Raw genomic sequence first — 26,975 nt, 5'->3', positions numbered from 1 at the left:
TGATCCGGGGTCCATGACTTCAGCGCTGCGGTGGATGCCGGATCAAGTCCGGCATGACGAAGGAATGAAGCGTTGGTCATGCTCACCACTCCTTCCGGTAATCATGGTTGGCCTTGACCATTTCCTTCAGCGTCGTCGGGCCGCCCTCGGGCTCGCTCGTATGGCGTCCCGCGATCTGCGTCCCCGCCCTCGGCGTCTCACCCGCGGCGAGCGCATCGAGGATGCGGACGGTGCTATCGTAATCGATGTCTTCATAATTATCGTCGTTGATCTGGACCATCGGCGCGTTGGTGCAGGTGCCCATGCACTCGACCTCGGTGAGCGTGAACAGCCCGTCGGGCGTCGTCTTGCCCTTCACCATGCCGCGGTTCTTGCATGCGGCCATCACATCGTCCGACCCGCGCAGCAGGCACGGCGTCGTGCCGCAGACCTGCACATGATAGCGGCCGACGGGAACGAGATTGTACATGGTATAGAAGGTCGCGACCTCATAGGCGCGGATGAACGGCATATCGAGCGCGGCGGCGACATATTCGATCACCGGCACGGGCAACCAGCCCTGCGTCTGCGTCTCGGCGCCGACCTGACGCTGCGCGAGGTCGAGCAGCGGCATCACCGCCGAGCGCTGACGCCCCGCAGGATAGCGCGCGATGACCGCCTTCGCCTGCTCGGCATTTTCCGCCGTCCATGCGAACGCGCCCCAGCGCGCGCGGGTTTCGGCTTCGTCGGGAATTTGGGGTGCGTCAGCCATGGGCGACAACTTTCGAGCGTTTATCAAGCGCCAACCTGCCAAGAAGAGCAATGGGCCAAACAAGATTCATGAGCGTGATCTCGTCATTCACTTCAAACCCGCGAGTCCAATGCAAAGCGAGCAGCACGAGGGCTGCGCCAATGGCCATTTTCTGGATTGTGTCGAGCAATGCGATCACCGGTCACACTCTCCGAAAACGACGTCAATGGCGCCGATAATTGCTGTCGTGTCGGCGAGCATGTGGCCCTTCGACATCATGTCCATCGCCTGCAGGTGGCTGAAGGCGGTCGGGCGGATCTTGCAGCGGTACGGCTTGTTGCTGCCGTCGCTGACCAGATAGACGCCGAACTCGCCCTTGGGGCTTTCGGTCGCGACATAGACTTCGCCTGCCGGGACGTGGAAACCCTCGGTGTACAGCTTGAAGTGATGGATCAGCGATTCCATCGACTGCTTCATCTCGCCGCGTTTCGGCGGCACGACCTTACGGTCGAGGCTCGCGATCGGCCCCGACGGCATTTCGTTGATGCACTGGAGGATGATGCGCGCCGACTGATAGACTTCCTGCACGCGGACCATGAAACGGTCATAGCAGTCGCCGCGCGTGCCGACGGGAATCTCGAAGTCCATCTTGGCATAGGCGTCATAGGGCTGGGACTTGCGCAAATCCCACGCGATGCCGCTGCCGCGGATCATCGGGCCCGAGAAGCCCCATGCCAGCGCATCTTCCTTGCTCACCGTCGCGATGTCGACGTTGCGCTGCTTGAAGATGCGGTTGTCGATGACGAGGCTCATCGCGTCGCCGAACAGTTTCGGCAGGCGCTTTTCACACCATTCGCCGATGTCGTAGAGCAGCCGTTCGGGCACATCCTGATGGACGCCGCCGGGGCGGAACCAGGCCGAGTGCATCCGCGCACCCGACGCGCGTTCGAAGAAATTGAGGCAATCCTCGCGCAGCTCGAACACCCACAGGTTCGGCGTCATCGCGCCGACGTCCATGACGTGCGACCCGATGTTGAGCATATGGTTGCAGATGCGCGTCAGCTCGGCGAACAGCACGCGCAGATATTGCGCGCGGTCGGGCACTTCGAGGTCGAGCAGCTTTTCGATGGCCAGCACGTACGAGTGCTCCATGCCGAGCGGCGAGCAATAGTCGAGCCGGTCGAAATAGGGCAAAGCCTGCAAATAGGTCTTATATTCGATCAGCTTCTCGGTGCCGCGATGGAGCAGCCCGACGTGCGGATCGACGCGCTCGATAATCTCGCCATCGAGTTCGAGCACGAGACGCAACACACCGTGCGCCGCGGGATGCTGCGGGCCGAAGTTGATCGTATAATTGGTAACGGCCTGATCGCCCGCGGTATCGGCGGTATCGACCGGATAGCCTTCGAACAGGTCGCCGCCATAATGATGCACGTTCGGAGAGTCGGTCATGCGTCACCTCCTGCTTTGGGCTTGCGCGGCGCGCGCGGCTTGGTCGGCGCCTTTTCGGCCTTGGCGGTCGCGGGCGTCTTTGCGGCCTTGGTCGCGGTCTTTGCGCTCGCGCCGTCGCGGCTCGTCTTCGCCGCCTTGATGTTGGCCTTCGCGCCCGCGCCCGTCTGCGTCGTGCTTTCGGTCGTCTTCGGCGTCGGCGGCGGCGGAGCCTTGGCTTCGTCGGCCTTCTTGACCTCGGCCGCGGTCATCGGCGTCGGCGCACCCTTCCCCGGCGCTTCGCCCGTCCCGCCGGCCTTTTCATCGCCGGGCAGCACATAGTCGGCGCCTTCCCACGGCGACATGAAGTCGAAATTGCGGAAATCCTGCGCCAGCTTCACCGGCTCATAAACGACGCGCTTGTCTTCTTCGCTGTACCGCAGCTCGGTATAGCCGGTCAGCGGGAAGTCCTTGCGCTGCGGATGCCCCTGAAAACCATAGTCGGTCAGGATGCGGCGCAGGTCGGGATTACCCGCGAACAGCACGCCATACATGTCGAACACTTCGCGCTCGAGCCAGCCGGCGTTCGGCCATACGGGAACGATCGTCGGCACCGGCGTCGCCTCGTCGGTCGACACGCGCACGCGCAGACGGTGGTTCTTGGTCACGCTAAGCAGGTGATAGACGACCTCGAACCGCTCGGGCCGGTCGGGATAGTCGACCCCGGCGATCTCCATCATCTGCTGATATTCGAGGTTGTCGCGCAGCGCGACCATCACCCCGGCGATCGCGTCGCGATCGACCGTGATGCTGTCTTCATCGACGGTGAAGACGTGCGCGAGCAGATCGGCCCCGAGCAAAGTCTTGAGTTCGGCCGCCAGGGTTGCGCGCGGTGCGATGAGAGGAGCGGGATGAGCCATCAGCGTTCGATCGTCCCGACACGACGGATCTTCCGCTGCAACTGCATCACGCCGTAAAGCAGCGCTTCGGCGGTCGGCGGGCATCCGGGGACATAGATATCGACGGGCACGATGCGGTCGCAGCCGCGCACCACCGAATAGCTGTAGTGATAATAGCCGCCGCCATTGGCGCAGCTGCCCATCGAGATGACGTACTTCGGGTTCGACATCTGATCGTACACGCGGCGCAGCGCCGGAGCCATCTTGTTGCACAGCGTTCCCGCGACGATCATCACGTCCGACTGGCGCGGGCTCGCGCGCGGCGCGGCGCCGAAGCGTTCCATGTCGTAACGCGGCATGTTGACGTGGATCATCTCGACCGCGCAGCATGCGAGGCCGAAGGTCATCCACCACAGCGAGCCGGTGCGCGCCCAGTTGAACAGATCCTCGGTCGAGGTGACGAGAAAGCCCTTGTCGCCGACTTCTGAATTAAGGTCGTCGAAAAAGCCCGCATCGGGGTTGGTCCCCGGGGCAACCGGCATCTGGCCGGGCGGCAGGATGATCGAGCTGCTCATTCCCAGTCCAACGCCCCTTTCTTCCAGGCATATACAAGGCCGAGGGTCAATTCGGCGAGGAAAACCATCATCGTCGCCCAGCCGGCCCAGCCGATTTCCTCGAGGCTGACCGCCCAGGGAAAGAGGAAGGCCGCTTCGAGGTCGAAGATGATGAAAAGGATGGCGACGAGGTAGAAACGCACGTCGAACTGGCTGCGCGCATCTTCAAATGCGGGAAAACCGCATTCATATTCGGTCAGCTTCGCCGGATCGGGCTTGTGTGCCCCGGTCAGCCGCGCGACGCCCATGGGCAGGAACACGAAGGCGGAGGACAGGCCGACGGCGATGACCAGAAAGATCAGAATCGGCAAATATTGCGTCAGATCGACCATGGGAGCTCGCAGTTCTGTTGTTTTGGGGTGCCTGGCACCCGTTTATGGGGGGCGCTTTAGGCCAGCGCGCCGCGTGTCGCAAGCACCGCGGGCAGGATTTTCGTTCCCTGCGTAACCGAAAACCTATTGCACGCTGGCGAGCGGGCCTATCGCTGTGATACGCCAGCGAAAAAGGGTCGCTATGCCGCGCTTTCGAGGCGCTAAATCGACAAAGGGAGCTTTCATGGGACCAATCACCACTCGTACCGCCCTCGCCTTCGCCCCGCTGGCGCTTTTCTCGGCGACTCCCGCGTACGCCGAACTGATCAACGCGGCGAATCCGGAGACGATCAAGGCGATCGTCGAGTCGCAGGGCTGGCCCGCGACGATCGTCGCCAAGGAGGGCGACGATCCCTATATCGAGAGCAACCGGAACGGCCTCAAATTCCTCGTGCTTTTTATGAACTGCGATGCGGGCGAGCGGTGCAAGACGCTGCAATATTATATGGGATTCAGCGACGCGAAGGACGTCACGCTCGAACGGCTCAACCAGTGGAACAAGGAAAAGCGCTTCGCCCGCGCTTATAAGGACGATGCCGGCGATCCGGTGCTCGAAATGGACGTCGACCTCGATTTCCAGGGCATCCCGCGCGAGAATGTCGGCGAGACCTTCAACACCTGGGCGTCGCTGATGGACAGTTTCCGGGCGTATGTGTTCGAGAAGTGACTATCCGTCATCCCGGCGAAGGCCGGGATCTCGCCGGTGCGAAATAACGCGACGTTGAGATCCCGGCCTTCGCCGGGATGACGGATGAAATTAGGCGTTGCGCAGCGCGCCGGCGACCAGCTTTTGCAGTTTCGAATGCACCGCGGCGCTGCCGGCGATGAATTCGCTGCGGTCGATCGCGCGGTCGCCGCCGCGAAAATCGCTGACGAAGCCGCCGGCCTCGCGCACGAGCAACATGCCCGCCGCCACGTCCCAGACCTGCAGGTCGCTTTCCCAGAAACCGTCGTAGCGCCCCGCCGCGACCCATGCGAGGTCGAGGCTGGCGGCGCCAAAGCGGCGGATGCCGGCGACTTCGGGCGCGACCGCACCGAAAATGCGGCTCCACTGCGCCATATTGCCATGACCCATATACGGAATACCCGTCGCGATCAGGCATTCGTTGAGGTGACGGCGCGACGCGACGCGCAGCCGCCGGTCGTGCAGCCACGCGCCGCGGCCGCGCTCGGCCCAATAGCTTTCGTCGGTGACGGGCTGATAGACCAGCGCCGCGGTGACGTCGCCCCAGCCGCCACCGGGCTTCGGCTCCTGCACCGCGATCGAGATCGCGAAATGCGGAATCGCGTGGAGGAAGTTCGAAGTGCCGTCGAGCGGGTCGATGATGAAGCGCGGCTTGCCAGGATCGCCCTCGATCTCGCCCGCTTCTTCCATCTTGAAGCCCCAGCCCGGACGCGCGTGGGTCAGCTCGTCATACAGCGTGCGTTCGGCCGCCTGATCGGCCTTCGAAACGAAATCGGCCGGCCCTTTCTGCGAGACCTGCAGATGCTCGATCTCGCCGAAGTCGCGGCGCAGCTTTGTGCCGGCCTTGCGCGCGGCGCGTTCCATGACGGTGATGATGCCGGATACGGCCATTTTCTATCTCCCCCCTCCCGCTTGCGGGAGGGGTCGGGGGAGGGAATGTCTTCGGGATAAGGCCTGCTCCCCGAACAGGCCCTCCCCTAACCCCTCCCGCAAGCGGGAGGGGAACCTATTCAGTCCGCACGCCGCACATATTCGCGGTCGTACACATGCACGACGATCTTCGTGCCACTCGTGATATGCGGCGGCACCATCACGCGCACGCCATTGTCGAGGATCGCGGGCTTGTACGACGACGATGCCGTCTGGCCCTTCACCACCGCGTCGGCTTCGACGATCGTCGCTTCGATCGTTTCGGGCAGCTCGACCGAGATCGGGCGCTCTTCCCAAAGCTCGAGCACGACATCCATGCCGTCCTGCAGGAATTCATGCGCTTCGCCGACGACGTCCTTCGAGATGTTGATCTGTTCGAAGCTGTCCTTGTCCATGAACACCAGGTCGTCGCCCTCGGCATAGAGGAACTGGAAATCCTTGGTGTCGAGGCGGACCTTTTCGACCGTGTCGGCGCTGCGGAAACGGTTGTTGAGCTTGCGCCCGTCGATCAGATTCTTGGCTTCGACCTGCATATAGGCGCCGCCCTTGCCCGGCTGGGTGTGCTGGATCTTGGTGACCTTCCAGATGCCCTTTTCATATTCGATAATATTGCCGGGACGGATTTCAACGCCGGTGATCTTCATCGCGCACACTCACTGAACAAGAATGGAAAGAGCAAAGCCGCGCCCGCCGGGCACCGCTATCAGGTGCGCGCCTTTAGCCGCGCGCGCGCCGAAGGGCAAGCCGCGTGTCAGGGCGTCGCCACGACCATCAAGCGCGTGCGCTTGTAGCTGAGCCACACCAGCCCGACGAACAGGATCAGGCCGACCCACGGTGCATAAGGCGCATAACCGTCGCCCACGACCGCGAGCGGCGCATCGCTGCCGCTCCCCGCGACGATGCCGGCATAGAGCACGCCGAACAGGCTCTCGCCGACGATCATCCCCGTCGCGGTGAGCACGCCCATGCGGTGCGCGAAGCTCGCGTTGGGACGCTTCGCCGCCCAGCGGTCATAGAACCAGCCGCCGACCGCGCCAATCACCACCGGCAGGATCACCGCCATCGGCAGATAGATGCCGATACCGATCGCCAAGGGAGGCAGCCGAAGCTTGCCCGCGCGGCCGAGCAGCGCGTCGACGATGATGAAGCCGACCCCCGCGAGCGCGCCATAGATCAGCATCGTCCAGTTCAGATCGCCGCCGAGCACGCCTTGCGCGAGCGACGAAATCAGCCCGGCTTGCGGTGCCGCCAGCGCATTCGGCCCTGCCCCCGGCGCCCCAACAAAACCGAGCGTTTCATTGAGGACATTCAGCACTGGCGGAACGATCAGCGAGCCGAAGATCACGCCGATGATCAGCGCGACCTGCTGTTTCCAAGGCGTCGCGCCGACGAGCTGGCCGGTCTTCAGATCCTGGAGATTGTCGTTCGAAATCGTCGCGATGCCGAAGACGAGCCCGGTGACGATCAGCGCATAGGCGACCATCGCGCTCACCTCGGCCTCTCCGCCGCCGCGACCGAGCAGGCCGAGGAGGAGCAGGGACGAAGCGATGATCGCAAGGATGCCGATCCCCGACACCGGCGAGTTCGACGCGCCGATCAGCCCCGCCATATAGCCGGTGACCGACGCGATCATCAGCCCGACGATGATGATGAACAGGATCGCGCCCGCGATCAGCGCGAACGACGCGCCGGCGAGCGGCCCGCCCGAAAGCTCGAACCAGAGCAGCGCCCCGATCGGCAGCATCAGGAACAGCGACCCGCCGAACACCCAGCGGATCGACATATCCTGTTCCTCGATCGCCAGCGCCTGCCCGCCCTGCCGCGCGCGGCTCGCCGCCATCGCCGAGCGGATGCCGCCGAGCACCGGCCCTGCGATCTTGACCAGCGTCCACAGCGCCGCGACCGCGATCACGCCCGCGCCAAAGAAGCGAACGTCGGCGCGGAACACGGTGTTCGCCAGCGTTTCGGGATCGCCCGCCCCACCTTGCGTCAGGATCGGCAGCAGCACCCACCAGCCGGTGATCAGGCCGACAAGCTGCGCCATGCCGACCGACAGCCCGACGAGATGGCCGACGCCGAACAGTGCGAAGGCGAGCCCGCCCGCGACGCCGGTGGCGCCGCTGCCGACCGCGAACCAGCGCGCGACCTCGGCGCCCGCGAGCTTCATCTGCGTGAGCAGCATGAACCCCGCCGCGACGAGGCTGTTCCACAAGAGCGCCGACAGCCCCGCCTTGTTCTCCTCGGCCCCTTCGGCGCTCGCCGCGCCGACCTGCAACACTTCGGCCGCCGCCCGCCCTTCGGGATAGGGCAGATCCGAATCGACGACGAGCGCGCGGCGCAGCGGCACCGAGAACAACACCCCCAATATCCCGCCGAGCATCGTGATCGCGGTCGTCTCGAGCAGCGGGAAGCCCTGCCAGTAACCGACCATGACAAGCCCCGGCAGCACGAAGATGATCGCCGCCAGCGTGCCCGCAGCGCTCGCGATCGTCTGGACGATATTATTCTCGAGGATCGTCGATCCGGCCATATAGCGCAGCAGCGCCATCGAGATCACCGCCGCGGGGATCGAGGTCGCGAAGGTCAGCCCGACCTTCAGCCCCAGATAGACGTTCGCCGCGGTGAACGCCAAAGTCAGCAGCCCGCCGAGCAAAACAGCCCGGATCGTCAGTTCGCGCCCGCGTGACGTCGGCGCTGCGGTGGTTTCGGCCATAAATTTCTCCCCGCCCGCTGTGTTGCGGCACGCCGCATTTCACGCAAGCGAAAAGGCGACGAAGCGAAACCGATTTGTCGCATCGATCCAATAGGACGCACGACATCAATGCCATATCGGCGGCCATGATGAATATCGATCGTTCGGGCCCTACCCCGCCGCTCCCTCGCGGCAACGCAGCAACTTCGTCGCGCGGGGCGCCTTGCGCCGGCCTCTTTGGCTGGCGCAAGGATGCGGCGGCGCCTTCTGCGCCCGAAAAGGAGCCGCGGACGCCCGGACGCGATTATCCGGCGGGCTGATCGTTCAAGAGAGCGCCGAACGCCCGCACCGCCGTCGCGGGACCTTCGGGATGCGCCCAAACCCCGCCGGCGACGGCAAGAAAATCCGCCCCCGCCTCGATCAACGTGCGCGCGTTATCGACGGTGATCCCGCCGATCGCAACGCAGGGCAGCTCGAACATACCCTGCCACCATGTGAGAATTTCGGGATCGGCGTGATGCTCGACCACCTTGGTCGTCGTCGGATAAAAGGCTCCGAAAGCGACATAGTCCGCCCCCGCCTCGCCCGCTTCCATGGCAAGGTGCCGGCTCGCGTGACACGTCACGCCGATCTGCGCCTGCGGGCCCAGCAGGCGGCGCGCTTCCCTGGGATCGCCATCGCCCTGCCCCAGATGCACGCCATCGGCGCCCAGCCGCTTCGCGAGCGCGACATCGTCGTTGACGATAAACGCCACGTCATGCGCCGCGCAGAGGGCTTGCAGCGGCTCCGCAAGCCGCGCCGCCGCGTGCTGGTCGATATCCTTGACGCGAAACTGGAACGCCGCGACCGGTCCGGCGCCCAGCGCTTCGGCAAGCTGGCCGGGAAAATCGCCGCCGACGTCGATCGGCGAAATCAGGTAAAGTTGGCAGGTCGGTGTTTTCATGGCGCGTTCATAGCGGCGCGGTCACAGACGGGCAAATGCAGAACAAGTCCCTAGCGATCCTGACCCTATCCGCCGCATTTGCCCTTTCGGCGTGCGCGACGACCGCCGGCGCACCCCTTCCGGGCGGCAGCGACGTCGCGCTCGGTCAGAAAGCCTATGTCGACGGCCCGCTCGTCCAGCCGGTCGAGGTGGTCGAGGACAGCCGCTGCCCGATGAACGCGCGCTGCGTCTGGGCCGGGCGCGTGCGGGTGAAGATGCTGTGGCTGCGCGGCAATGGCGAGAAGCAGCCGTTCGAAGTCACGCTGGGCGAAGAGACGCAGCTCGCCGATGGCAAATTCACCCTCGAATCGGTGCGTCCCGAAAAGATGACCAATGTGACGATCAAGCCGTCGGATTATCGCTTCTCGTTCCGCTTCGCGGGCGGGCTCTAAAGCACCCGCGCGAGCACGAACCCGTCCCATTTCTTCGCGCCGACCGTCTGCACCGCGGTCGCGTCGAGCCGCGGGTCGCCGCTCAGCATGTCGAACAGCGCGCGCGTGCCGATGATGCGTTCGTCCTCGCTGTCCGTTTCCAGCACCCCGCCCTCGCGCACGACATTGTCGACGATGATCGTCGTGCCGGAACGCCCGAGCCGGATCGCTTCCTCGACATAATGGGCGTTACTCTGCTTGTCGGCGTCGACGAAGACGAAATCGAAGGGCGCCTCGCCGGTCATCGCGGCGAGGCTGTCGGCCGCGGGACCCACGCGGATATCGACTTGCTCCGAAAGCCCCGCATTTTCCAGATTTTTGCGCGCGACCGCGGCGTGATGCGCTTCGAGTTCGAGCGTTACCAGTGATCCGCCTTCGGGCAGCGCGCGCGCCAGCCAGATCGTAGAATAGCCGCCGAGCGTCCCGATTTCGAGGATACGCCTCGCTCCCGCCATCTGCGCGAGCAGGAACAGCATCTTGCCCTGCGCCGCCGACACGTCGATCGGCGGCAGGCCTTGCGCGGCGTTGTTCGCGAGGGTGGTGGCAAGCGCGTCATCCGCGTCCAGCAATTTGCCGGCGATATAATCGTCGACGGCTTGCCACCTCTCTCCCATCACTTCAGGCCACAGAGGCCGCGTGAATTTCGCTGATCGCGCCGCCGAGTGACGCGTTGAACTCGTCATCGCTCATCTTATGGCGCAAATCCTCGAGCAAAGCGCGGCTGAAGCTCGCGATGATGCCCGGATTCTTGGCCAGTTCGACGCACGCCTCGGGCCGCGCAAAGCCCCCCGACAGCGCGACGACGCGCAGCACTTTCGGATGATCGACGAGCGGCTGGAACAGGCCGGCTTCGGTCGGCAGCGACAATTTCAGCATCACCGGCGCACCGGTCCAGGCGTCGAGCGCCGCCAGCGTTTCTTTCAGCAGCAGCCGATCCGCGGCGTCGCGCTCGGCGCTCTTGATATTCACTTCGGGTTCGATGATCGGCACCAGCCCGTGCGCCGCGATGCGCGCGGCTTCGGCGAACTGCTGTTTGACGATCGCCTTGATGCCTGCAGGATTCGCGAGGTTGACGACGCTGCGCATCTTGGTGCCGAACACGCCCTTGGCGACCGCGCGGACGCACAGATCGTCGAGGCCGGGATTGGCCTTCATCAACTGGACGCCATCGGCTTCATCCTCGAGACCCTTGTCCACTTTAAGGAACGGCACCACACCGCGTTCCCACAAAAGCGCGGGAACGGGCTTGCCGCCCGCCTCGCCGTCCATCGTGCGCTCGAACAGGATCGCGCCGATCACCTTCTCGCCATTGAAGCAGGGCGCGGTGACGATGCGGCTGCGCATGTCGTGGATCAGGCCGAACATTTCCTCGTCGTTCGCGAAAGCGTCGGCTTCGATCCCGTAACCCTTCAATGCCTTGGGCGTCGAACCGCCGCTCTGGTCGAGCGCGGCGATAAAACCCTGTCCCGATTTGATCTGGTCGAGCATGGCGGCATGGACGGTGGTCATAGGATCTCCGGTGGTTTGCATACGTATGTGGCGGTGCCCATAGCGACCCCTTGGGCCGGATGCAACGCGGGCGGAAGTTCTACGCCTTCAGCGCGTCGACGCCCGGCAACGCTTTGCCTTCCATCCATTCGAGGAAGGCGCCGCCGGCGGTCGAAACGAAAGTGAAGTCGCCGGCAACCCCGGCATGGTTGAGCGCCGCCACGGTATCGCCGCCGCCAGCGACCGAGATCAGCGAGCCCTCGCGCGTCAGCGCCGCGGCGGTCTTGGCGAGCGCGACGGTCGCGGTGTCGAAAGGCGGCGTCTCGAACGCGCCGAGCGGGCCGTTCCACACCAAAGTTCGGCAATTTTTGAGCACGTCGGCGAGCGCCTCGACCGCTGCGGGACCGACGTCGAGGATCATCTCGTCCGCCGCGACCTCATGCACATTGACCGTTCGCGTCGGGGGGTTGGGCGCGAACTGTTTCGACACCACGACGTCATAGGGAAGATGGATCGTGCAGCCCGCCGCATCCGCCGCGTCGAAGATCGCGTTGGCGGTGTCGACCAGATCATGTTCGCAGAGCGACTTGCCGACATCGACCCCGCGCGCGGCGAGGAAGGTGTTCGCCATGCCGCCGCCGATGATCAGATGATCGACCTTGCTCACCAGATGACGCAGCACGTCGATCTTGCTCGACACTTTCGCGCCGCCGACGACCGCCGCCACCGGATGCGCGGGATTGCCGAGCGCGGCGTCGAGCGCCTTCAGTTCGGCCTCCATGGCGCGGCCCGCATAGGCCGGCAAACGGCGCGCGACGCCCTCGGTCGAGCCATGCGCGCGGTGCGCCGCTGAAAAGGCATCGTTGACGTACAGGTCGCCGATTTCGGCGAGCGCGTCGGCAAAAGCGGGGTCGTTCTTTTCCTCGCCGGGATAGAAGCGCGTATTTTCGAGCACCGCGACGTCGCCCGCGGCAAGCACCGCGACACCCGCCTTGGCGCCCTCACCCACCGCTTCGGGGATGAACATCACCGAATGGCCGAGGACGTCCTCGACGCCGCCCATGACCAGGCTGAGCGACTGCGTCGGGTTCTTCGCGCCCTTCGGCCGCCCGAAATGCGCGAGCAGCAGGACGATCGCGCCCTTGTCCGACAGTTCGCGGATCGTCGGCATCGCCGCCTGGATCCGCGTCGCGTCGCTGACCGCGCCTTCGAACATCGGGACGTTGAGGTCGACGCGCACGAGCACGCGCTTGCCAGTGACGTCACCGATATCGTCGAGGGTTCGAAAGCCAGTCATAAATATCTCCGCTCGCCCTGAGCCTGTCGAAGGGCCGCTCTTTCCTTCAAGAAGGACAGGACTTCGACAAGCTCAGTCCGAACGGGTTTAGATTACAGAAACTTGGCGACCACACCCGCCGTGTCGATCATGCGGTTCGAGAAACCCCACTCATTGTCGTACCAGCTGAGCACGCGCACCAGTTTGCCGTCGATCACCGAAGTTTCGAGGCTGTCGATCGTCGAGCTCGCCGGCTCATGGTTGAAGTCGATCGAAACCAGCGGCTCTTCGGTATAGCCGAGTACGCCCTTCAGCGGGCCTTCGGCCGCAGCCTTGAGCACCGCGTTGACTTCTTCCTTGGTGGTGTCGCGCAGCGGCGTGAAGGTGAGGTCGACGACCGACACATTCGGCGTCGGAACGCGGATCGACGAACCGTCGAGCTTGCCCTTCAGCTCGGGCAGCACCAGGCCGACGGCAACCGCCGCACCGGTGGAGGTCGGGATCATCGACATCGCGGCGGCGCGGGCGCGGCGCGGATCGTCGTGGATCTGGTCGAGGATTTTCTGGTCGTTGGTATAGGCGTGGATCGTGGTCATCAGGCCGCGTTCGATGCCGATCGCCTCGTGCAGCACCTTGGCGAAGGGAGCGAGGCAGTTGGTGGTGCACGACGCATTCGAGATGATGAGGTGATCGGCAGTGATCTTGTCGTCGTTGACGCCATAGACGACGGTCAGGTCGACTTCCTTAGCGGGGGCCGAGATCAGCACGCGCTTGGCGCCCGCGTCGAGATGCTTCTGGCCGCCGGCCTTGTTGGTGAAGAAGCCGGTGCATTCCATCACGATATCGATGCCGTTCGCGGCGTGCGGCAGAGCGGCGGGGTCGCGCTCGGCGGTGACCTGGATGCGCTTGCCGTTGATGATCAGGTCGTTGCCGTCGACTTCGACGCTACCGTTGAACGCGCCATGCACCGAGTCATGGCGAAGCAGGCGGGCATTGGCCTTGGCATCGCCGAGGTCGTTGATCGACACCAGTTCGAGATCGTGATCGCTACGCTCCAGAATCGCGCGCGCCACATTGCGGCCGATGCGTCCGAAACCGTTGATTGCAACCTTCACTGCCATGTCGAAAAATCCTTTCTGCGTGGGAGAAGCTGGTCCTTAGTTGCCGAGCTTTGACAATATCTGGGGTGCGATAGCATCGGCGGTAAGGCCGAAATGCTTGAATAGGTCTTCAATCGGCGCCGAAGCGCCGAAGCTGTCGATGCCGAAGCGCAGGCCGTGGCGGCCGGTATAGCGTTCCCAGCCAAAGGTCGTGCCTGCCTCGATCGACACGATCAGCGCATCGTCGGGCAGGATATCGGCCTGATAGGCGGCGTCCTGTTCGTCAAAGAGTTCGGTCGAGACCATCGAGACGACGTCGGCGCCGTGGCCGGCATCCTCGAGCTTGTCGGCGACGTCCATCGCGAGCGACACTTCGGAGCCCGTTGCGACGAGCACGACCTTGCGCGCCGCCGCGGCATCGCGCAGGCGGTAACCGCCTTTGGCGCAAAGATTTTCGGTGACGTCATGGCGTAGCGGCGGGAGGTTCTGGCGGGTCAGCGCGAGCAGCGACGGCCGGCTTTCCTGCGCCAAAGCGAGCGCCCAGCATTCGGCGGTTTCGACCGCGTCGGCGGGGCGCATGACGAGTAGGTTCGGCATCGCGCGCAGCGACTGGAGATGCTCGATCGGCTGATGCGTCGGGCCGTCCTCGCCCAGCCCGATGCTGTCGTGCGTCATCACATAGACGACGCGCTGCTGCTGGAGCGCCGACAGGCGGATCGCGGCGCGGCAATAGTCGGCGAACACCAGGAAGGTGCCGCCATAGGGCACGATGCCGCCGTGCAGCGCCATGCCGTTCATCGCCGCCGCCATGCCGAATTCGCGGATGCCATAATAGATGTAGCGGCCCGAATAATCGTCTTTCGTCAGCGGCTTGGTCGACGAGGTTTTAGTATTGTTCGAACCCGTCAGGTCGGCGCTGCCGCCGACAAGCGCCGCAATATCGGCGGTCAAGGCGCCGAGCGTGTTTTCCGAAGCCTTGCGCGTCGCGACCTTCGGCGGTTCGGCGACGAGCCCGTCGAGATAGGCCTTGAACGCATCGCCCGGAACGATCTTGCCGCTCAGGCGAGCTTCGAAATCGCTTTTCTTTTCGCTATTTGCGAGGCGATCATTCCATTCGGCATGAAGTGCTTTGCCCTTCTCGCCAAAGGCCGCCCAAGCCGATGCGATATCGGCGGGAATGACGAACGGCTCGGCGGTCCAGCCCAGCTCGATCCGCGCTGCGGCGATCTCGTCGGCGCCGAGCGGGGCGCCGTGCGTCGCCGACGTGCCCTGCTTGTTCGGCGCACCGAACCCGATGATCGTGCGGCACGCGATCAGCGACGGGCGCGGATCGGCGAGCGCGGCATCGAGCGCGCGGCGAATGTCGGCGGGATCGTGGCCGTCGCAGCTTTCGACATGCCAGCCCGTCGCGGCATAACGCGCCGCGATATCCTCGCTCGTCGACAGGTCGGTCGACCCGTCGATCGTGATCTTGTTGTCGTCCCACAGCAATGTCAGCCGGCCGAGCTGCAAATGTCCAGCTAAACCAATGGCTTCGTGGTTGATGCCCTCCATCAGGCACCCATCGCCCGCAACGACATATGTGCGATGATCGACAAGATCGTCGCCATAGACCGCATTCAGATGCCGCTCGGCAATCGCCATCCCGACCGCGGTCGCGAGCCCCTGCCCCAGCGGCCCCGTCGTCGTCTCGACACCGTCGAGCTCGAAATTCTCGGGATGCCCCGCGCACGGGCTGTTCAGCTGACGAAAATTGCGGATGTCCCCCAGCGTCGGCCGCGCATAGCCTGCCAGATGCAGCGTCGCATAGGCGAGCATCGAACCATGCCCCGCCGAAAGGACGAATCGGTCGCGATCGGGCCATTTCGGATCGCTCGGATCGAACTTCAGATAGTCCGAATAAAGCACGGTGGCGACGTCGGCCATGCCCATCGGCATCCCGGGATGGCCGCTGTTTGCGGCCTGTACGGCGTCCATCGCAAGCGCGCGGATCGCGTTGGCGAGCTGACGTTCGGGCAGTGTCATATGTCCCCCGGGAAAGGATGTGAAGATGACCGGATTCGGTGGGGACAGCCCTTTGCGGGGGCAGGGTCAGGAGTCAACCGCTTGCGGCACAAATTCACGCGCATTTCGGTGAGGAGAGGCGATTGCGCGCCTCCGCCCGCGCTGCTAACCCTTGGTCATGGAACTCGATCTCGACGAATCCAGCCTGGCCATCGGCCGCATCGAACGCGCACTGAGCCGCATCGAAAAGGCCTTGGCCGACCGGGCGAACCGTCCCGCACCCGCCCCCACACTCACCGCCGCCGCCCCCCCCGCCGACCAATCGGCGCTGAAGGCGGAGGTTGCAGCCGTTATCGGCGAGCTCGACCGGCTGATCGCGGAGGCCGACCGTGGCTGACGTCAAACTGACCATCGCGGGCCGTCCTTATGACGTCCACTGCGCCGACGGGCAGGAAGCGCAGCTGGCCCAGCTGGCATCGGTCGTCGACGAAAAGGTCCGCACGATGCCGGGCGGGACCGAGACTCGCCAATTGCTGTTCGCGGCGCTCATGCTCGCCGACGAGATGCAGGAAGCACGCGGCAAGGTCGAAAAGACCGAACCGCAGTCCGACTCGCTGCGCGCGGCGATTGCGCTCGCCGAGAGCCGCGAGGCGCAGGCGCGCGACGAATTGAAGGCAGCCATCGCGCGCGAGCAGGAAGCGATCAAGGCACTGGAAGCGGCGCGGCAAAATACGGCACCCGCGGCTCCTTCGCCCGGCTCGCCGAACGATCGCGCGCTGTTGCAGATCGCCGACCGCATCGAAATCCTCGCAGCAAAAGTCGAGCAACTCCCTTGAGGATGCGGGTCCGCGCGCCTATATAAAAGGTGGCGGGTACTGCCCGGCACGAGCTTTTGCGAAAATCCCTGAGGCGATACATCATCCTAGGGGGCTGTCCCTGCCCGGACCCTGGTCCGACGTACATGGTCCCCACCTGACGTTACTGGCGTCAGAGGACTTTCCAGCAAACGACCTCGGCGGTCCCGCCAACCGACCCGCGGATGTCCAGAGCCCAGAGGAGGCGATGACCGACTTGTCCGCCGATCTGGTCCAACAAAAGCAGAGATTGCGCGAGAAACTGCGCTTTCGGCGCAAGCATTTCGCCGCCAATCTCGACGGCATGGCGCAACTGGCCGCTTTCCGCGCCCTGCCCGCGCCGCTTTCCGAGCGGCTCGCCGGTCATGCCGTCGTCGGAGCCTATGTCGCGTGGGGCGACGAGCCCGATATCCTGCCGATGTTCGCCGGCGTGGCCGAGGCGGGCGCGCTCGCCCTGCCCCACCATGCCGCGCGCATCGACGCGATGGACTTTCGTCGCTGGCGACCGGGCGAGCCGTTGGAAAAAGGGCCTTGGAGCACGCAGCAGCCGGCAGATCATGCAGCTCTGGTGACACCCGACATCATTTTCTGCCCGCTCGTCGGGTTCGACCGCAAGGGCGGCCGCATCGGCCAGGGCGGCGGGCACTATGACCGCTATTTCGCTGCGCATTCCGGCGCGCTGCGCATCGGTATCGGCTGGTCGGTACAGGAAATCGACGCTACCCCGCGCGAATCGACCGACATCGCGCTCGACGCGATTTTGACCGAACAAGAATTCATCCTTTGCGGAGATCGTTTGTGAATCAGGACAGCCAAGATCGGTTCAACGGCAATCCCCAACCGAGCTGGCGCAAGCCCGCGGGCATGTTCCTGATCCTCGCGCTGATCGGCGGCTGGACCGCGATCGTCGCCAGCCTTTCGCCATGGGTCGGCACCTGGCCGGTGCTGGTGCAGGCGGTTTTCTATCTCGTGGCGGGGATCGTGTGGATCGCGCCGCTGAAGCCGCTGCTGCGCTGGATGGAACTGGGGACTTGGCGCCGCTAAAGAGCGGCGCCAATCCATGATTTCCAGTGATGGAAAATCCCAAGCTGCGGTGACCATTCCGTCCGAAAAGACGAGGAATGGCGCGAGTGACGGGGCTCGAACCCGCGACCTCCGGCGTGACAGGCCGGCACTCTAACCAACTGAGCTACACCCGCGTGCGCTTGGGAGCCGCGCCAATATGGCGCCCGCCCCGGCCTGTCAACCGTCGCTTTCATCCTGCGTGCGATTTAATCGGTCGCGCACCTCATCGGTGGTGGTCAGCGTGCCATGCTCGAACAGGAAACCCGCGAGATCGGGCGTTCCGGTCGACGCGAGCACGGTCTGCAAGATCAGCAGCAAGGGAACCGCGAGCAGCGCCCCCGGCGTTCCCCAAACCCATCCCCAGAAGCTCAGCGACACGAGAATGAGCAGCGGATTGATCGTGAGCCGCTTGCCGAGCACCAGAGGCGTGATCAGATTCGCCTCGACCAGATGCACGCCGATGAAGATCAGCGCGGGCAGCAGCGCGAGCCCGACCGCGTCGAAGGTCATCAGGCCGCCCAGCCCCAGCAGCACCGCAGCGACGATCGGCCCCAGATAGGGCACGAAATTGCAGATGCTGACGATCCCGCCCCACATGAAGGGCGACGGCATGCCGAGCGCCCACAGCAGCAGCGCGACCGAGAGCCCGAGAATGGCGTTGATCATCGTGATCGTCGCCAGATAGTCGGCGGTCGCGTCGACGACATTCTGGATCACGCGCGCGGTCTGCATCGCCCCGTCGAAGCTGCCGCGCCGGCGAATCGTGCCTTTGCGCAGCCGCGTCCAGCCTGCGAGAAAGAAGAAGATGACGAGCACCGCAAAGAACAGCTGGATCGCCGCCGAGGGCGCCGACGTGATGAAATAGTCGACCACCGATGTCGGAGCGGTCGCGGCGACGGCCTGCGCGGTCGCTTCGGTCCCGCTCGCTACCGACATCAGCGTGCGGTCGACGAAGCGTTGCAGCGTCGAATAAAAGTCGATGAGCGGCGCCAGATTGCTCTGGATGCGCGGGATCGATTCGGGAATGCGCGCGAACCAGCCCGTCGCCGGCACGACGATGATCGCGAGCGCCGCGTTGATGATCGCGAGAAAGGTCACGAGCGCAAAGAACGCCGCGAGCGCCGAAGGCAGGCCGCGACGTTCGAGCCATTCGAGCAGCGGCACGAGCGCGATCGCGATAACGATCGCAGCGGTGAGCGGCAGGAAGAATTCGGCGCCGGCTTGCAGAGCAAAGGGCAGACCGAGGCAAAAGGCGGCGCCGAGGATCAGCGCGAGCGCGGCAAGCAGCCGATCGCGGCGAAAATCGTCGATCTCGATCTGGTGCAGCGGATTGACGCGCGGCGGACGCACATCCTTGCTGCCCCGGTCCTCCGCCACCCCGCTTCTCCTTGTTAACCGCCTCACCTTACGCGCGCTTTACTTGCCGCGCCAGCCGCCCCGTTTCGCGCGGAGCAAAGTCGGGGTCTGTCCCCATTTGGAGCAAAACGCGCTCTTCTACCTGCATTTTAACCAGAAATTACCCTTTATCCACGAGAGACGGCTCCAAGGACCAACCTATTCGGAGTCAAAGTGATGATGATAGCGCCTGTGGGGGGCGCGAAGCATCGGCTTCTTCCCTCTTGTTCGACCATTGCCTTGCTCGCCGCGCTCGCGCTGCCGATGCAGGCCGAAGCCGCCGGCACGCGCGCCGGATCCACCATCAGCAACACGGCGAGCGCGAGCTTCGATACCGGCGCCGGCACGACGACAGTCGATTCGAACCGCGTCGATTTGCTCGTCGACGAACTGCTCGACGTCACCGTCGATTCGAGCAACCCGGGCGACGTCCCGACGACGCCCGGCGCGACTTCGCAGGTGCTGACCTTCTCGGTCACGAACAACGGCAACGGCGTCGAGGCTTTTGGCCTGACGACGATAGCCAACGCCGGCGGCGACAATTACGACCCCGTCGTCACCCAAATCTATCTCGACAATGGCGACGGCCTCTTCGACGCCGGCACCGACACGCTTTATACCCCGGGCGCCAACGATCCGTCGCTCAACCCCGATCAAGGCGTCACCGTCTTCGTTCTCGCAACGACACCGGGAAGCGTCGCCGACGGGAATCGCGGCATCGTCAGCCTCGTTGCGGCGGCGAAGACCGGGACCGGCGACCCCGGCGACAGCTTTGCGGGACAAGGCGAAGGCGGCGGCGACGCGGTCGTCGGCTCGACCGGCGCCGACGGGCAGGATGCGGGCACTTTCGTCGTCTCGGCCGCGACCGTGACGCTCGTCAAATCGGCCGTCGTGACCAATTCGCTGAGCACCGCCGACCCGATCCCGGGTGCGACGATCACCTACACGATCGTCGCCACCGTCGCGGGCAGCGGTTCGGTCGGCGGCCTTGCGATCACCGACGATATTCCGGCGGACACCAGTTACGCCCCGGGCTCGATCACGCTCGGCGGCAGCGCGCTCACCGACGCCGCCGATGCCGACGCGGGCAATTACAACGGCACGCGGATCAATGTCGCGCTTGGCACCGTTGCCGGCGGCCAGACCCGCACCGTCACCTTCCGCACCACGATCGATTGATGGAGATGCCCATGCGCACCGTCCTTTTCCTTCTGCTCGCCGCGCTGATACCCGGTCCGGCGTTCGCCGCGAACCAGGTCGCGCTCGACAATCATGTGTTCGTCGAGCGCGTCTTGACCGACGCCGAGGGCAAGCAACGCATATTGCTCGAAGAACCGAAGGTCGTCGTTCCCGGCGACCGGCTCGTCTTCGTGCTCAACTATCGCAACGCCGGCGCGCAGCCGGCCGACAAATTCGTGATCACCAACCCGATGCCTTCGGCGGTTCGCTTCGCGGACGCGGGCGATACGCGGCCATTCGTCTCGATCGACGGCGGCAAGCAGTGGGGACTGCTTTCCGACCTCAGCGTTCCGATGGAGGGCGGCACGCGCCGCGCGGCGCAGCCCGCCGACGTGACACACATTCGCTGGGCTTTCCAGAATCCGATCCCGGTCGGCGGCACGGGCAAGCTCATGTTTCGGGGAGTTGTCAAATAACGAAGTGAAATAAAACCGCTTGACGGTCGCCAGCGGTGGGGAAACGGCGGCCACATAAAGCCCAGGAGCTCAGCTATGACCAGCAAGCTGACTTATATGGGTGCCATCGGTCTGACGGCGCTTTCGAGCGTCGCCGCCGCGCCGGCCTTTGCCGCTGGCACGACCGCGGGCACCACGATCACCAATACCGCCACCGTCGACTATCAGGTCGGTGGCGTCGCGCAGGGCCAGCAGTCGGCGTCGAATAATTTCACCGTCGACCGCAAGATCAACCTGCTCGTCGAGGAAGTCGCCGATCTCACGACGCCCGTCGTACCCGGACAGGCGAATGCCGTCACGACCTTCCAGTTGACCAACATGTCGAACGAGACGCTCGACTTCGCGCTGACGGCGACACAAATTGCCGGCGGCACCGCATCGCACGGCGGCACCGACAGCTTCAACGCCAATAACGTCCGCATCTATCGCGACAATAGCTCATCGGGCACGATCGGCGGCTGGGACGCGGGCGATACGATGATCACGGGCTATATCGACGAACTCGTCGTCGATACGGCGGTCCGCCTGTTCGTCGTTGCCGATATTCCGGCGGGCCTCGCGAACAATGCGGTCGCCGGGGTGGCGCTACGCGCCACGGCGCGCGAAGGGGGCCTGATCGGCACCCAGGGCGGAGCGATCACCGAAACCACCGGCGCGAACACCGCCGGCAAGGACACGGTCTTCGCCGACGTCACGGCCGGCGCCGCCGGCGATGCGGCGCGCGACGGGTCGCACAGCGACAATGACGATTACACGGTGCAGACGGCGACATTGGCGGTCACCAAGACCAGCCGCATCATCTCGGACCCCGTCAACGCGACGAGCAATCCGAAACTGATCCCGGGCGCGGTTATCGAATATTGCATCGCGGTCGCCAATAGCGGCAGCGCCGCGGCGACGTCGGTGGTGATCACCGACCCGGTTCCGGGCCAGCTGACGTTCAATGCGGGTTCGATCCTGCTGGGCGGCACCGTCACCGGCGGGACATGCGATTTCAACGGCGCGGCGGGCGGCGGTTACGCGGCGCCGAACGTGTCGGGCACGATCGCCTCGATCGCCGCGGGCACCGCCAGCACGCTCGTTTTCCGCGCGACCGTCAACTGATCGAGTGACGAACGGGGCAGCGGGCGTTCCGGCGTAAACCGGCGTCCGCGGTTCCCTTCGGGGCTTGCATGGCATTCCGCATGACCTTTTCCGGCCTCGTGACCGCTCTGGTCGCGGCAGCAATGCCCGCGATACCGACGGCGCGCGCGCAGGTTATCACGAACACCGCTTCGGCGCAGTGGACGCACGACGGGCAACCCGGTCAGGCGCTGTCGAACCGCGTCGATGTGACCGTCACGCCGCGTCCGGCGGCGGCGCCGGTGATCGCAACCTATCGCCTGATAAACGGCGGCGGCGACAAATCGGTCGCGCTGGCACCGACGGGCTGCACCCGCGCGGCGACGCGCAGCGCTAGCAGCACGATCCCGCTCGGCGGCGTGTATGAAGGCATCTCGACCGCTCCGGCCTCGCTGCAAAGCACCGACAATTTCCGCGCCGGCGAAGCTCTCGTCGTCGGGGTCACGCTCGCATCGGCCAACGCCGATCCGCAGCAGCGTGACACGCTGACCGTCGCCCTCGAACTCGAAAACGGCGACCGCGAGCAGATTATACTGACCGAGACCGCCAACGACAGCGGCGAATTCGTCGGCATCATCAATACGATCGGCGTTCCGCCTGCCGTGACGCAGGGCGATTGCCGCCTGTCGGTCAATCCGGGGGCCCCGCTGACGCTACGCGTCACCGACCAGGCAAACGCCAGCCTCGTCGCGCTCGCGACGATCAACTTCCTTGTCGATCCGTTCGGCATCGTGTTCGATAGTGGCGACGGCGCCCCCGTGCCCGGCAGCCGCGTCACGATCGTCGACGCCGCGACCGGCCAACCCGCGCAGGTGTTCGGCGACGATGGTGTCTCGGCCTATCCGTCGAGCGTCGTCACCGGCCAGAGCGTCACCGATGCGGGCGGAACGACGTACAACTTCCCGCCGGGCGATTATCGCTTTCCCTTCCTCGCGCCGGGAACCTATCGACTGATCGTCGTGCCGCCCGCGCCCTATACCGCGCCGTCGAAATCGAGCGCGGCCGACCTCGCGGGCCTCCGTCGCCCCGACGACGGCCAGCCGTTCGAGATCACCGGCGCGAGCTATGGCAGCCCCTTCACGCTGAACAGCCCCGCTCCCGTGCGCGTCGACATTCCGGTCGACCAGCCCGGGCTGCCGCTGGTCCTGCGCAAGACGACCTCGACGCAGGTCGCGGTGCCTGGCGACGTGATCCAGTATCGTATCGAGGTCGCAAACCGTGACACACGCCGGGGCACCGGCGCAGTGACCGTGCGCGATCTGCTGCCCGCCGGTATGCGCCTTCGCGCCGATACGGTGCGTGTCGATGGCGTGCGCGTCGACGCCGCCGTCCAATCCAACGGCCGGGAATTCGCGGTCACCCTGCCCGGCATCGCGGCGGCGCGCTCGGTTCTCCTCACCTATCTGGCCGAAGTGATCGTGTCGGCGCAGCCGGGCAATGCGCTCAACCGTGCGAGCGCGACCGATAACCGCGGGTCGACGAGCAACATCGCCGAAGCGACGATTGCGATCAAACGCGACCAGCTCGGTGATCGCATGACCATCATCGGCCGCATCGTCGATGGCGGTTGCAGCGTCGATCCGGGCAAGGCGGACGGTATCATGGGCATCCGCGTGATGCTGCAGGACGGCAGCTACACCGTCACCGACGAGGATGGCCGCTATCATTTCGAGGGCGTGCGGCCGGGCCTGCATGTCGTGCAGATCGATCCTTCGACGCTGCCACTCGACCGCGAAGCGATCGACTGCGCGCGTTCGACGCAGAGCGCGGGCAGCGCGATCTCGCGCTTCGTCGAAGGCCGCGGTGGTGCGCTGAAGCGCGCCGATTTCCGCGCCGTCGCAAGCGCACCGCGCGCGGCGCCGAACCTCGTCGCGGTCGAAGCGCGGAAGGTGCTGTCCGATCCCGAAGCCGCCGGCACCGGCCGCGACTGGCTCGCGGGACAGGAACCGGGCATCGGCTGGCTCTTCCCCGACATCGACCATAACCCGCGTGCCAAGGCGATCCGGGCGGCCGTGAAGCACGCCCCCGGCCAGACTGTCTCGCTTCGTGTCAACGGCAAGCCCGCCGACGCACTGACCTTCGAAGGCGTGAGCAAGTCGCCCGACGGCGGCGTCGCGGTCAGCCTGTGGCGCGGGCTCGAAATTCGCGAAGGCGAAAACCGCCTCGTCGCCGAGGTGAAGGATGCGAATGGCGCCACGATCAAAACGCTAGAGCGGGACGTCCATTATTCGATCACCCCGATGCGCGCGTCGCTGATCCGCGAAAAGTCGATTCTGGTCGCCGATGGCGTCACGCGCCCGGTGATCGCGGTGCGCCTGACCGACCGCGACGGCAAGCCGATCCGCGCCGGGCTGACGGGCGATTTCAGCGTCCCTGCCCCTTATTATCCCGCGGTCGAAGCCGATGCGCAGCAGGCGCGCCAACTTGCGGGCCTCGAGCGCGCGCAGCCGGTGTGGAAGATCGATGGCGACGACGGCATCGCCACTATCGAACTCGAACCGACCACGGCGTCGGGCACGCTCGCGATGGAATTCACCTTCCGCGACGACAAGGTGGTGCGCAAGCAAACGATCGAAACCTGGCTCGATCCGGGCGATCGCCCGTGGACCGTCGTCGGCTTTGCCGCCGGCACGCTTGGCTATAATATGCTGGGCGACCGGATGGAGCCGGTGGCCGAAACGCTCGACGATCTCAACGCCGATGCGCGCCTCGCGCTCTATGCCAAGGGCCGCGTGCGCGGAAAATGGCTGATGACGCTCGCCTATGACAGCGACAAGGACAAGGACGACGCCCGGTTCGGCGGCGTGATCGATCCGCGTGCCTATTACACCATCTACGCCGACCGCAACGAGACGCGCTACGACGCCGCCTCGGTCCGCAAGCTCTACCTGCGCCTCGAACGCCCGCAATTCTATGCGATGTTCGGCGATATCGAGACCGGCATCTCGGAACCCGAACTCGCCCGCTACCAGCGCGCACTCAACGGCGGTAAGGCCGAGTATCGCGGGCGCAACCTCGCCGCGACCGCCTTTGTCGCCGACACCCCCTATCGCTTCCGCCGTGACGAGATTCAGGGCAATGGCCTGACTGGCCCGTACCAGCTCGGCGCCAAGGACATCTTGCCGAACAGCGAGCGGATCATCATTGAAACGCGCGACCGGCTGCACAGCGAACGCATCGTCGAGAGCGTCAGCCTGTCGCGCCATGTCGATTACGACATCGACTATCTGGCGGGCACGATCCGCTTCCGCGAACCGGTGCTCAGCCGTTCTTCTGCGCTCGATCCGCAATTCATCGTCGCCGAATATGAGGTCGACGGTGTCGGCCAGCGCGTGCTCAACGCCGGCGGCCACGTGAGCTACCAGTCGAACGACGAAAAATTGCGTGTCGGTGCGACGTTCGTCCACGACGAGGATGGCAATCGGAAAACGAACCTCGGCGGCATCGATGCGCGCTATCGCCCCAATATCGAAACCGAGGTGCGTGCCGAACTCGCGGTCAGCGACGCCAAGGCGGTCAACGGCGGCACGACTGCCAGCGGCACCGCGAAAGCATGGCTGATCGAGGCCGAGCATCACAGCAGCAACGCCGACTTCCTCGCTTACGTCCGTGAGCGTGAAGCGGGTTTCGGCACCGGCCAGCTCAACAGCAGCGAGAATGGCACACGCAAATTCGGTTTCGACGCGCGCCTGAAAGTGAGCCGCAACCTGTCGGTGACCGGCAGCGCGTGGCAGGAAGATTATCTCGAAACCAGCGCGCGACGCCGTGCCGCGCGCGCGCTCGCCGAATATGATAATGGCAGCAGCGTCATGCGTGCCGGGTTGACCCACGCCGACGATCGCTTGACCGATGGCACGCGCAACCGGTCGAACATCGTCCAGCTGGGCGCGACGCGGCGGCTGTTCAAAAAGCGCCTCGAACTCGACGCGCAGACCGAATTCGCATTGGGCGGGAAAGATGCGAGCGTCGACTTCCCGGCACGCCATCGCCTCGGCGCGCGTTTTGCGGTGACGCGCGACGTCAATCTCGTCGGCAGCTACGAGATCGCCGACGGCGATACGATCAAGGTGCGCACCGCCCGGCTCGGCTTCGATCTGACGCCTTGGCCGGGCGCGCGCCTTCTCGCCACCGCGAACCAACAAGAGATCGGCGAATATGGCCCGCGCAGTTTCGCCGCCTACGGCCTGTCGCAGTCGCTGAAGCTCGGCGAGCGCTGGTCGGTCGATGTGTCGGTCGACGGAAATCGCACGATCGGCGGCATTCGCGCCGGCGATGTGCTCAACCCCGGGCATCCGGTCGCCTCGGGCGGTTTCCTTGGTGCGGGCGGCACGCTGACCGAGGACTTCCTCGCGATCAGCACCGGCGCGACCTATCGCGCCGACCGCTGGACGCTGACCGGCCGAGCCGAATATCGCGATGGCGAGCTCGCCAACCGTTACGGGCTCACCCTCGGCGGCCTGCGCCAGCTCGGCGAAGGCCGCGCGCTCGGCGCGCTCTTCACCTATGCCAAGGCGGGCGGCAGCGGCACCACGCCGACGACCGAGGTCATCAATTTCGAGATGAGCTGGGCGCACCGTCCGGCCGATTCGCGGGTTTCATGGCTCAACAAGAGCGAATTCCGCTCGGACAAGGTACGCGACGCCGTCGCGGGCGAGCCCGGCCCGGTCGGCGGCACGCTCATGATCGACGGCGACGCGACAAGCCGACGCCTACTCAACAGCCTGTCGGTGAACTGGACTCCGCTCGGCGATCGCGGGTTCGGCGAAGGCTGGTACGAGCGCGCCGAAATCGGCTTCTTCTGGGGCACGCGCTATAATTTCGACCGCTTCGGAGCAGACGATGTGAAGGGCTGGTCGAACCTGATCGGCGCCGACTTCCGCTTCAATCTTGGCGAGCATGTCGACGTCGGCGCCTCGGGTACTATGCGCGTCGGGACCGACGCCGATACCGTGAGCTGGGCGGGCGGGCCGACGGTGACGCTGGCGCCGATGACGAACGCGAACATCACCTTCGGCTATAATTTCGCGGGCTTCCACGATCGCGATTTCGAGGACGCGCGCTTCTCACGCTCAGGCGCCTATGTGACCTTCAAGCTGAAGTTCGACCAGACGAGTTTCGCGGGATTAGGGCTGTAAAGGAAACACAACCCCGTTCGCATCGAGCGAAGTCGAGATGCCCATCGTCAGCGCGCGCCTTCTGGGTGTCTCGACTTCGC

At 65.0% G+C, this 26,975-nt stretch carries 26 protein-coding genes and 1 tRNA gene; 10 read left to right on the top strand and 17 right to left on the bottom strand.

The genetic code is table 11. The features are described from left to right. Window positions 1–82: 82 nt before the first annotated feature. From GGR90_RS08680 to GGR90_RS08655, 6 genes are read right to left on the bottom strand one after another with little or no spacing between them, the layout of a single operon-like run. Window positions 83–751 (bottom strand): complex I 24 kDa subunit family protein, encoded by a 669-nt coding sequence (locus GGR90_RS08680; RefSeq protein ID WP_167921048.1) that lies wholly within the window; start codon window positions 749–751, stop codon window positions 83–85. Then, window positions 744–929, bottom strand: coding sequence for a hypothetical protein (locus GGR90_RS08675; RefSeq protein ID WP_167921047.1), 186 nt, complete (start codon window positions 927–929; stop codon window positions 744–746). The genes GGR90_RS08680 and GGR90_RS08675 overlap by 8 nt, the downstream gene beginning before the upstream one ends. Next, the gene (locus GGR90_RS08670; RefSeq protein WP_167921046.1) at window positions 926–2,182 is read right to left on the bottom strand and encodes an NADH-quinone oxidoreductase subunit D; all 1,257 of its coding nucleotides are present in this window, start codon (window positions 2,180–2,182) and stop codon (window positions 926–928) included. Before GGR90_RS08670 ends, GGR90_RS08675 begins: the two co-directional genes overlap by 4 nt. Next, entirely contained in the window at window positions 2,179–3,078 is a 900-nt protein-coding gene (locus GGR90_RS08665) for an NADH-quinone oxidoreductase subunit C (protein WP_167921045.1), read from the bottom strand. Before GGR90_RS08665 ends, GGR90_RS08670 begins: the two co-directional genes overlap by 4 nt. Then, window positions 3,078–3,632 (bottom strand): NuoB/complex I 20 kDa subunit family protein, encoded by a 555-nt coding sequence (locus GGR90_RS08660; RefSeq protein ID WP_167921044.1) that lies wholly within the window; start codon window positions 3,630–3,632, stop codon window positions 3,078–3,080. Before GGR90_RS08660 ends, GGR90_RS08665 begins: the two co-directional genes overlap by 1 nt. After that, the gene (locus GGR90_RS08655) at window positions 3,629–4,003 is read right to left on the bottom strand and encodes an NADH-quinone oxidoreductase subunit A (RefSeq protein ID WP_167921043.1); all 375 of its coding nucleotides are present in this window, start codon (window positions 4,001–4,003) and stop codon (window positions 3,629–3,631) included. The genes GGR90_RS08660 and GGR90_RS08655 overlap by 4 nt, the downstream gene beginning before the upstream one ends. A gap of 223 nt (window positions 4,004–4,226) precedes the next feature. On the opposite strand from GGR90_RS08655, the gene GGR90_RS08650 reads away from it, so the two are divergent. Beyond that, window positions 4,227–4,709, top strand: coding sequence for a YbjN domain-containing protein (locus GGR90_RS08650; protein ID WP_167921042.1), 483 nt, complete (start codon window positions 4,227–4,229; stop codon window positions 4,707–4,709). A 90-nt stretch (window positions 4,710–4,799) separates the two neighbouring features. On the opposite strand, the gene GGR90_RS08645 is transcribed toward GGR90_RS08650, so the two are convergent. The 4 genes from GGR90_RS08645 to thiE form a co-directional block, all read right to left on the bottom strand. Further along, on the bottom strand, window positions 4,800–5,618 hold the full coding sequence (locus tag GGR90_RS08645) for an inositol monophosphatase family protein (RefSeq protein WP_167921041.1): 819 nt from the start codon (window positions 5,616–5,618) through the stop codon (window positions 4,800–4,802). Between the two features lie 119 nt (window positions 5,619–5,737). Continuing rightward, window positions 5,738–6,301 (bottom strand): elongation factor P, encoded by a 564-nt coding sequence (gene efp / locus GGR90_RS08640; protein WP_167921040.1) that lies wholly within the window; start codon window positions 6,299–6,301, stop codon window positions 5,738–5,740. Window positions 6,302–6,408: 107 nt separating this feature from the next. Continuing rightward, window positions 6,409–8,370: an OPT family oligopeptide transporter gene (locus tag GGR90_RS08635; protein ID WP_167921039.1), complete on the bottom strand. Its 1,962-nt coding sequence runs from the start codon at window positions 8,368–8,370 to the stop codon at window positions 6,409–6,411. 283 nt (window positions 8,371–8,653) lie between these two features. Then, a complete protein-coding gene (thiE, locus tag GGR90_RS08630) occupies window positions 8,654–9,292 on the bottom strand; it encodes a thiamine phosphate synthase (protein ID WP_167921038.1) in 639 nt (212 codons plus the stop codon). A gap of 35 nt (window positions 9,293–9,327) precedes the next feature. Here thiE and GGR90_RS08625 point away from each other — a divergent pair, with 35 nt between their 5' ends. Beyond that, entirely contained in the window at window positions 9,328–9,723 is a 396-nt protein-coding gene (locus GGR90_RS08625) for a hypothetical protein (protein ID WP_245198547.1), read from the top strand. Here GGR90_RS08625 and GGR90_RS08620 read toward each other — a convergent pair. The 5 genes from GGR90_RS08620 to tkt form a co-directional block, all read right to left on the bottom strand. Beyond that, complete coding sequence (locus GGR90_RS08620) at window positions 9,720–10,376, bottom strand: O-methyltransferase (protein ID WP_167921037.1); 657 nt, start codon at window positions 10,374–10,376, stop codon at window positions 9,720–9,722. The genes GGR90_RS08625 and GGR90_RS08620 overlap by 4 nt on opposite strands. 4 nt (window positions 10,377–10,380) lie before the next feature. Next, complete coding sequence (locus GGR90_RS08615) at window positions 10,381–11,250, bottom strand: fructose bisphosphate aldolase (protein WP_209023696.1); 870 nt, start codon at window positions 11,248–11,250, stop codon at window positions 10,381–10,383. Window positions 11,251–11,350: 100 nt separating this feature from the next. Beyond that, window positions 11,351–12,547, bottom strand: coding sequence for a phosphoglycerate kinase (locus GGR90_RS08610; RefSeq protein WP_167921035.1), 1,197 nt, complete (start codon window positions 12,545–12,547; stop codon window positions 11,351–11,353). Window positions 12,548–12,639: 92 nt separating this feature from the next. Next, entirely contained in the window at window positions 12,640–13,647 is a 1,008-nt protein-coding gene (gene gap, locus GGR90_RS08605) for a type I glyceraldehyde-3-phosphate dehydrogenase (protein WP_167921034.1), read from the bottom strand. Window positions 13,648–13,683: 36 nt separating this feature from the next. Continuing rightward, complete coding sequence (gene tkt / locus GGR90_RS08600) at window positions 13,684–15,651, bottom strand: transketolase (protein WP_167921033.1); 1,968 nt, start codon at window positions 15,649–15,651, stop codon at window positions 13,684–13,686. A gap of 157 nt (window positions 15,652–15,808) precedes the next feature. Here tkt and GGR90_RS08595 point away from each other — a divergent pair, with 157 nt between their 5' ends. The 4 genes from GGR90_RS08595 to GGR90_RS08580 all read left to right on the top strand — a co-directional run bounded on the left by GGR90_RS08595 (window position 15,809) and on the right by GGR90_RS08580 (window position 17,528). Further along, window positions 15,809–16,027, top strand: a complete 219-nt coding sequence (locus tag GGR90_RS08595) for a hypothetical protein (RefSeq protein WP_167921032.1) — start codon at window positions 15,809–15,811, stop codon at window positions 16,025–16,027. Continuing rightward, on the top strand, window positions 16,020–16,466 hold the full coding sequence (locus GGR90_RS08590) for a cell division protein ZapA (protein ID WP_167921031.1): 447 nt from the start codon (window positions 16,020–16,022) through the stop codon (window positions 16,464–16,466). Before GGR90_RS08595 ends, GGR90_RS08590 begins: the two co-directional genes overlap by 8 nt. Before the next feature lie 226 nt (window positions 16,467–16,692). Then, entirely contained in the window at window positions 16,693–17,286 is a 594-nt protein-coding gene (locus GGR90_RS08585) for a 5-formyltetrahydrofolate cyclo-ligase (protein ID WP_167921030.1), read from the top strand. Beyond that, a complete protein-coding gene (locus GGR90_RS08580; protein ID WP_342449921.1) occupies window positions 17,283–17,528 on the top strand; it encodes a DUF2842 domain-containing protein in 246 nt (81 codons plus the stop codon). The genes GGR90_RS08585 and GGR90_RS08580 overlap by 4 nt, the downstream gene beginning before the upstream one ends. 78 nt (window positions 17,529–17,606) lie before the next feature. Here GGR90_RS08580 and GGR90_RS08575 read toward each other — a convergent pair. Both GGR90_RS08575 and GGR90_RS08570 read right to left on the bottom strand, forming a co-directional pair. After that, window positions 17,607–17,683: transfer RNA gene (locus tag GGR90_RS08575), tRNA-Asp, on the bottom strand. A gap of 43 nt (window positions 17,684–17,726) precedes the next feature. Continuing rightward, the gene (locus tag GGR90_RS08570; RefSeq protein ID WP_342449920.1) at window positions 17,727–18,926 is read right to left on the bottom strand and encodes an AI-2E family transporter; all 1,200 of its coding nucleotides are present in this window, start codon (window positions 18,924–18,926) and stop codon (window positions 17,727–17,729) included. Between the two features lie 195 nt (window positions 18,927–19,121). On the opposite strand from GGR90_RS08570, the gene GGR90_RS08565 reads away from it, so the two are divergent. From GGR90_RS08565 to GGR90_RS08550, 4 genes are all read left to right on the top strand, one after another. Then, entirely contained in the window at window positions 19,122–20,123 is a 1,002-nt protein-coding gene (locus GGR90_RS08565; protein ID WP_167921029.1) for a DUF11 domain-containing protein, read from the top strand. Between the two features lie 11 nt (window positions 20,124–20,134). Next, window positions 20,135–20,599 carry a hypothetical protein gene (locus GGR90_RS08560; RefSeq protein ID WP_245198546.1) on the top strand — a complete coding sequence of 155 codons (465 nt, stop codon included), beginning with the start codon at window positions 20,135–20,137 and terminating at the stop codon, window positions 20,597–20,599. Window positions 20,600–20,674: 75 nt separating this feature from the next. Further along, on the top strand, window positions 20,675–21,742 hold the full coding sequence (locus GGR90_RS08555; RefSeq protein ID WP_167921027.1) for a DUF11 domain-containing protein: 1,068 nt from the start codon (window positions 20,675–20,677) through the stop codon (window positions 21,740–21,742). Between the two features lie 80 nt (window positions 21,743–21,822). Next, a complete protein-coding gene (locus GGR90_RS08550) occupies window positions 21,823–26,895 on the top strand; it encodes a hypothetical protein (protein ID WP_245198544.1) in 5,073 nt (1,690 codons plus the stop codon). Window positions 26,896–26,975 lie beyond the last annotated feature (80 nt).

The sequence above is a fragment of the Sphingopyxis italica genome, assembly GCF_011926545.1.
GTDB classification, from domain to species: domain Bacteria; phylum Pseudomonadota; class Alphaproteobacteria; order Sphingomonadales; family Sphingomonadaceae; genus Sphingopyxis; species Sphingopyxis italica.
Note: the sequence above shows the minus strand (reverse complement) of the source record. Positions and strands in the feature narration are given on the sequence as shown.